Genomic DNA, 6980 nt, shown 5'->3' with positions numbered 1-6980 from the left:
TGAACCATACTCCCACAGGAGTCTTCGCGCCTTCCGCTCCAATCAACAATGAGCTTTAACATATTTTTTTTTTATTATTTAGTGAATAATTTCCACCATATTGACCTTATTTTCTTGATTTTGTACACTTAAGGGAGATTGAGATGAAAAGCTTAGGCGCCGGTTAAGGCGCTTCTGCTTTTTCCTAGAGGTGATATTTTGCGAATTTCTATAATAGGGTTAGAGGATGAAAGATTTAATCGTCCACTTCAGTTAATTGCAAATCTGTTCTTTGAAGAATCACAGATTATAAAAGCAATAAATGAGGAAGCGGATATACGTATAGAGTTTAAGATGACTGTTCAGGATAATATTTCTGTTTCTGCTGAATTAAAGGATCAGGAGGGAAAAGTACTAGTTTCTGAATATGACAAAGAGTGGTCCTCCACAAATTCCGAAAAGGAAAACTTTAAGCAAATAAAAAATGCCGTAGCACATGTCTATTTATCCGTTTTGCAGGATTGGACAGGTATTATCCAAAAATGGGGTATTCTAACAGGAGTAAGACCAACAAAATTACTTCATCGAAAAGTTCAAGAAGGGGTTCCATTTAAGGACTCTCACCAGCAATTAAAGGATGATTACTTAATATCTGATGAGAAAATTGAACTAATGCAGCATATTGTCGACCGTCAGCTTACTGTCGTTCCAGATCTCTACTCACTTCAAAAAGAAGTCAGTATTTATATTGGCATTCCATTTTGTCCAACGAAATGTGCATACTGCACTTTTCCTGCCTATGCAATCAATGGACGTCAAGGATCTGTTGATTCCTTTTTGGGTGGACTCCATTACGAAATGAAAAAAATTGGAGCATGGTTAAAAGAAAAAGGTGTCCGTATCACCACTGTATATTATGGGGGAGGTACCCCAACAAGTATTACTGCTGAAGAGATGGATATGCTATATGAAGAAATGTATATGTCTTTCCCTGATGTAGAAAACATTCGTGAAATTACGGTTGAAGCAGGCCGTCCGGATACGATCACTCCTGAAAAATTAGAAGTCCTTAAGAAGTGGAATATTGACCGGATTAGTATCAATCCACAGTCATATACGCAGGAAACGTTGAAAGCCATTGGCAGACATCATACGGTAACCGAAACAATTAGTAAATATCACTTAGCTCGAGATATGGGCATGAATAATATTAACATGGATTTAATTATAGGTCTCCCAGGTGAAGGAATTCCTGAATTTACTCACTCTTTAGCCGAAACGGAGAAGTTAATGCCTGAATCACTAACTGTTCATACACTTTCATTCAAGCGAGCATCAGAAATGACCAAGAATAAACAGAAGTATAAGGTAGCAGATCGTGAAGAGGTCGAAAAGATGATGGGGCTTGCTGAGGTTTGGACCACAACACATGGATATGTGCCATACTACTTATACCGACAAAAGAACATCCTTGGTAATCTAGAGAATGTAGGCTACTCACTCCCAAATCAAGAAAGTATCTATAATATTATGATTATGGAGGAACAGCAAACAATCATTGGCCTCGGCTGTGGGGCAGCGAGTAAATTTATTGACCCGTTAAGCGGAAAAATTACTCACTTTGCTAATCCTAAAGATCCTAAAACTTATAACGACAGCTTTGAAAAATATACTGAGGATAAAATTAACATCCTAGAAGAGCTATTCTCCGAAAAAAGTTCTCCTGCATAAACAAGCAGGGGATTTTTTTGTTTAGGTGTGTTCTTTATAAAGGAAATATCTATCTAAATGAAGAATAATTAATAGGATGACCATCATAGGATGCTATGATGATAAGAAGCTTTCATTAATGGAGGGATATAGCTATGATGCAAACACCTTTAACGATGACGCAAATGATGGAAAGAGCAGAAAAGTATTTTCCAAAGAAACAAGTAGTTTCAAGAACGGCAAACGGAATCCACAGACTTACCTACAAACAAATAGCTGAACGTACGAGACGTCTTGCAGACAGCCTCACAAAATTAGGTGTAGAAAGAGGAGATCGGGTAGGAACCTTAGCGTGGAATCATCATCGACACTTAGAAGCATACTTTGCTATTCCTTGTATGGGTGCCGTTCTTCATACAATCAACATAAGACTATCCCCCCAGCATATTTCCTACATTATTAATCACGCAGAAGACAAAGTTCTCCTAGTTGATTCAGACATTCTGCCATTACTTGAAAAATGTGCTCCTGAACTAAAGAATGTTAAGGCATTTATCATTATGACGGATGAAAAGGAACTTCCCGAAACCAAACTATCTCCAGTCTATCATTATGAAAAGCTCTTAGTAGAAGCGAATCCAGAATTTCAATATCCGAATGATATAGACGAAAATGATTCTGCAGGTATGTGCTATACATCTGCCACTACAGGGAATCCAAAGGGTGTCGTTTATTCCCACAGAGGAATTGTTCTCCACAGTATGGCATTGGGCCTAGCTGATAGTGCTGCAATGAGTGAAAAGGATATTGCTCTTCCTGTTGTTCCAATGTTTCATGCCAATGCATGGGGAATGCCTTTTGCGGCCGTGTGGTTTGGGACATCCTTAGTTTTGCCGGGGCCATACTTTACTCCAAAACTGCTTGCTGAGTTAATCGAGCAAGAAAGAGTAACTATAACAGCAGGAGTTCCCACCATTTGGCTCGGATTATTAAAAGAGCTAGATGAAGGGACTTATGATATGAGTAGTTTAAGAGGGATTCTGTGTGGAGGCTCTGCTGCACCGAAAGGAATGATTAAGGCATTTGAACAACGGCATAAAGTACCATTTATGCATGCCTATGGGATGACAGAGACAAGTCCATTAGTCGTCATATCTACATTAAAAAGCTACCAAGAAGAACTTGAACCAGAGGAAAGATTAGAGTTAAGAGCTAAGCAGGGAACGCTTGTACCAGGATTAGAGATTAAAATCGTTGGTAAGGATGGAGAAGTTGCTTGGGATGGGAAAGAAATGGGTGAATTGTGTATTAGAGGCCCCTGGATTGCCTCTGAATATTATAAGGATGAACGAACAGAAGATGCCTTCCGTGACGGTTGGCTTCATACAGGTGATGTGGTCACAATCGATGAAGAAGGCTTTGTAAAAATTGTTGATCGGACGAAGGACTTAATTAAGAGTGGGGGAGAATGGATTTCCTCTGTCGACCTAGAAAATGCATTGATGGCCCATGAAGCAGTATTTGAAGCAGCGGTTGTGGCCGTACCACATGAACAGTGGCAGGAAAGACCTATTGCATGTGTGGTATTAAAAGACGCTTATAAGAGCAAAGTTGAGAAAGAAGACTTATTTGACTTTTTGAAGCCGCAATTTGCTAAATGGTGGATTCCAGATGATATTCTTTTCCTTGAAGAAATTCCAAAAACTTCAGTTGGTAAATTTCTAAAGATGACATTGCGCGAACAAGTTCAAAAAGAAGTACTTAAAGGAAGCTAAGCTAACATTTGAGGACAAGGGGACCTACCTTTGTCTTTTTTTACTACTAGAATAGTAATGAGGAAAATTCGAAATATATAGAAATCTTATTTTTATTCCTCTTCATTCCATATATAATGGTAGTGGATGAAGAAAATGGGGGGAGTGTGCTTACAATGAATTTTGTAACGGACAAGGTGAGTCTACAAGTAAACGGTCGTGTAGCCACATTAGAAATGAATAGACCAGAATCATTAAATGCAATGGATACAGATTTAATTAAGGGGTTAGTCTGTAAACTTAAAGAAATAAGTGAATCAGATGAAGTTGATATTGTTGTGTTAAGAGGGAAAGGAAGAGCCTTTTCATCAGGTGGAGACATTAAAACTATGCTTTCCAATATGAATGAGAGCGATTTCTTTCCTGTGATGGATGCTATCAGCGAATTAATTATTACTCTTTATAGCATCCCAAAATTGACTATTAGTGCGATTACAGGTGCAGCTGCAGGATTAGGATTTAGTTTAGCCTTAGCAACGGACTATATTCTTGCAGATAAAACTAGTAAGCTTGCAATGAATTTTATTGGAATCGGTTTAATACCAGATGGAGGGGCGCATTTCTTTTTAGAAAAGAGATTAGGTGAAACACGAGCAAAACATGTGATTTGGGACGGAAAAATGATGAGTGCAGAGGAAGCCTTAAAGTGGGGACTTATTCAGGAAGTAGCGGAAGGTGAACTACAGCCAGCTTTAGAAGCGAGGGTAACGGATTGGTTAAGTCGCCCTGTCCAGGCAATGATTAAAACAAAGAAAATACTAGCGGAAAAAAATCGACCACAGCTACTGAAAATTTTAGAATTAGAAAAGCACGGTCAGCAAAAAATGAGAGAAACCCTTGATCACCAAGAGGGAATCAAGGCATTTATTGAAAAAAGGAAACCAGTCTTTATAGGAAAATAAAATCGAGGCTGACTCAATATAAAGGAGTCAGCCTCGTCACTTTTCATGAATGGAAAAGAAGCAGTTTGCCACTAGGTGAGGTGCATCGGTGCGTTTTTTCTAATAAGTTTTTCTCTGATAATAGTTTTTCCCCTTGTTCTTTTGCTGCTTGATCTGTTTCTGCTTGAAAGGCTTCATCTAAAATCTTTTCACCATTCGCTTCAAACGCGGTTAATTTATAAGTTTTCATCATAGTACCCCTTTATTTAAAAATTCTTACTATTATTTTTGCATAGTTTACTAAATTGTGCAAAAGAAAAGTGAAACCAAAAAATGAACAATTCGTATTAAAAACAGAGAGGAGTGTGTAACATGGTACTTAAACTTGAAGATGTCACTAAACGGTTTGGAAAATTTACGGCAGTGGACCATCTATCATTAACGATTCCAGATAGAGAGATGTTTGGGTTCCTAGGGGCGAACGGTGCGGGGAAAACGACAACGTTTCGAATGATATTAGGATTACTGGACAGTAGTGGAGGGAGAATTACTTGGGATGGAAGGCCAATTGATTACACCACCAGTCATTTGGTGGGTTATCTACCTGAGGAGAGAGGCTTGTATCCAAAGCTTAAAGTCAGTGACCAAATAGTATATTTAGCCAGGTTAAGAGGAATGCCCAAGATTGAAGCACTCTCTGAATTAAGATTATGGCTTGAGCGATTTAAAATCCAAGAATATGAGAATAAAAAGGTAGAAGAATTGTCCAAGGGTAACCAACAGAAGATTCAATTTATTGCAGCTGTCGTACATAAGCCTAAATTATTAATTCTAGACGAACCGTTTAGCGGGCTTGACCCTGTAAATGTGGAAATGTTAAAGGAGGCTGTTTTATCCTTAAGAGAAAATGGAGCTACGATTGTTTTTTCGAGTCACCGTATGGAGCATGTAGAAGAAATGTGCGAGCACTTATGTATTCTACATAAAGGCAGCCCTGTTGTTCATGGAACATTAAAAGAAATAAAGCGAGCTTTCGGAAAAAAGAACTTAGTGATCCATGCAGACTTTCCATTAGATTCCTTGAAACACTTCCCTGGGGTAGTAAAGTCAAAATTGACAACAGAAGGAATCCAATTACAAATTGAAGGAGAGGACATTGCCGAACGAATTCTTAAAGAGATTGTGGGGAATGGTTTTATTAGGAGATTTTCCCTTGAAGAGCCTTCTTTAAATGATATTTTTATCGAGAAAGTAGGTAATTCCTATGAATAGCTTCTGGATTATTCTGTTTCATACTTATTTGAACAAGCTAAAAAGCAAATCGTTTATTGTGACGACCATTTTGACAATCGTGATTGTCCTGGCCTTGACGAATATTAATAACATCATTGCTTTATTTGATAAAAATGGAGGAAAGGAGCAAATTGCTGTACTCGATGAGACCGGCCAGCTCTATGAGCCATTAAAGCAGCAGGTTCACACAATTAATAAAGATTTAAAATTGTCACTTTATAAAGGTGATGAACATGCGGCAGAAAAGGCGGTAGAAGAAGGAAATTTTAAGGGAGTCATTCTGTTACGTTTTAATGAAGAAAAATTGCCAGAAGCCACGTTTAAAGCTATGAGTATTGCTGACTCTGCTCTGTTTTCTGATCTTCAAACAGGATTACAGCAAGTTAAGACAATGCTTGCCGCTTCACAAATTAACCTAGCTCCAGCGCAACTTCAAAAGTTGTATGAGCCGGTTACATTTGAAAAATTTGCACTTGAGAAAAATGCGAAAACGGAAGAGGAATTAAATCAGGCCAGAGGACTTGTCTATGTTCTGCTATTCATCATTTATTTTTCGGTCATTATGTATGCGAATATGATTGCAATGGAAGTGGCAACTGAAAAATCTTCGAGAGTTATGGAGATATTGATCTCTAGTGTTTCACCGATAAAGCAGATGTTTGCAAAAATAATTGGGATCGGTTTATTGAGTCTTACGCAACTTGCGGCTTTTCTTATAGTCGGTTATTATTCCCTTTCAAAAAATATGGAGTCCTTAAAGGAAGGATTCTTCGGTGTATATGGTTTTGAAGATATCCCAATTGGAACAGTTATTTATGCGGTTATATTCTTTATACTTGGTTATTTTCTCTATGCTACACTCGCAGCCTTTTTAGGTTCGCTTGTTAGCCGTATTGAAGATGTTCAGCAAATGATCACTCCGATGACATTGCTTGTGGTTGGAGGTTTTATGATTTCAATGTTTGGACTGGGTAAGCCTGATGCCGCGTTTATAACGATTACATCCTATATCCCTTTCTTCACACCAATGATTATGTTTCTTCGCGTAGGAATGCTGGCCATCCCTTTATGGGAGGCGCTACTAGGAATATCAATCCTCGTTGCCACAATTGCAGTGTTAGCTATCTTTGGTGCTAGAGTCTACCGTGGAGGCGTTCTAATGTATGGTCAGTCAAATTCCTTTAAAGATATAAAAAAAGCACTCCAATTAACAAAAAACGAATAATTTTTCAAGGGGCTTCTCAAAATGAGAGCCTCTTTTATAATTAATCAGAAAGTATAAGAATCGACTTCGAGAATTGTC

At 38.1% G+C, this 6980-nt stretch carries 6 protein-coding genes; 5 read left to right on the top strand and 1 reads right to left on the bottom strand.

What is annotated here, in order from left to right:
• Positions 1-198 precede the first annotated feature (198 nt).
• The 3 genes from ABES03_RS18445 to ABES03_RS18435 all read left to right on the top strand — a co-directional run bounded on the left by ABES03_RS18445 (position 199) and on the right by ABES03_RS18435 (position 4405).
• On the top strand, positions 199-1710 hold the full coding sequence (locus tag ABES03_RS18445) for a coproporphyrinogen III oxidase (protein WP_430119331.1): 1512 nt from the start codon (positions 199-201) through the stop codon (positions 1708-1710).
• A gap of 134 nt (positions 1711-1844) precedes the next feature.
• Positions 1845-3464, top strand: a complete 1620-nt coding sequence (locus tag ABES03_RS18440) for a long-chain fatty acid--CoA ligase (RefSeq protein WP_430119329.1) — start codon at positions 1845-1847, stop codon at positions 3462-3464.
• Positions 3465-3619: 155 nt separating this feature from the next.
• Positions 3620-4405 (top strand): enoyl-CoA hydratase, encoded by a 786-nt coding sequence (locus ABES03_RS18435; protein ID WP_430119326.1) that lies wholly within the window; start codon positions 3620-3622, stop codon positions 4403-4405.
• Between the two features lie 43 nt (positions 4406-4448).
• Here ABES03_RS18435 and ABES03_RS18430 read toward each other — a convergent pair whose 3' ends face one another.
• Positions 4449-4634 (bottom strand): YhzD family protein, encoded by a 186-nt coding sequence (locus tag ABES03_RS18430; protein WP_308084233.1) that lies wholly within the window; start codon positions 4632-4634, stop codon positions 4449-4451.
• 122 nt (positions 4635-4756) lie between these two features.
• On the opposite strand from ABES03_RS18430, the gene ABES03_RS18425 reads away from it, so the two are divergent.
• Together ABES03_RS18425 and ABES03_RS18420 are read left to right on the top strand one after the other, a co-directional pair.
• Positions 4757-5656 carry an ABC transporter ATP-binding protein gene (locus ABES03_RS18425; RefSeq protein WP_430119323.1) on the top strand — a complete coding sequence of 300 codons (900 nt, stop codon included), beginning with the start codon at positions 4757-4759 and terminating at the stop codon, positions 5654-5656.
• Positions 5649-6902 (top strand): ABC transporter permease, encoded by a 1254-nt coding sequence (locus tag ABES03_RS18420; protein ID WP_430119321.1) that lies wholly within the window; start codon positions 5649-5651, stop codon positions 6900-6902. Before ABES03_RS18425 ends, ABES03_RS18420 begins: the two co-directional genes overlap by 8 nt.
• Positions 6903-6980: the final 78 nt, after the last annotated feature.

Source organism: Neobacillus rhizosphaerae (assembly GCF_050477885.1).
Lineage (GTDB): Bacteria > Bacillota > Bacilli > Bacillales > Cytobacillaceae > Neobacillus > Neobacillus rhizosphaerae_A.
The sequence above is the reverse complement of the archived record's forward strand: the minus strand, read 5'-3'. Positions and strand labels throughout refer to the sequence as shown.

Bases quoted from the DNA above. Each gene is read 5' to 3' on its own strand.
- ABES03_RS18430 (WP_308084233.1), bottom strand. From the start codon at position 4,634: ATGAAAACTTATAAATTAACCGCGTTTGAAGCGAATGGTGAAAAGATT.
- ABES03_RS18425 (WP_430119323.1), top strand. From the start codon at position 4,757: ATGGTACTTAAACTTGAAGATGTCACTAAACGGTTTGGAAAATTTACG.
- ABES03_RS18420 (WP_430119321.1), top strand. From the start codon at position 5,649: ATGAATAGCTTCTGGATTATTCTGTTTCATACTTATTTGAACAAGCTA.
- ABES03_RS18435 (WP_430119326.1), top strand. From the start codon at position 3,620: ATGAATTTTGTAACGGACAAGGTGAGTCTACAAGTAAACGGTCGTGTA.
- ABES03_RS18440 (WP_430119329.1), top strand. From the start codon at position 1,845: ATGATGCAAACACCTTTAACGATGACGCAAATGATGGAAAGAGCAGAA.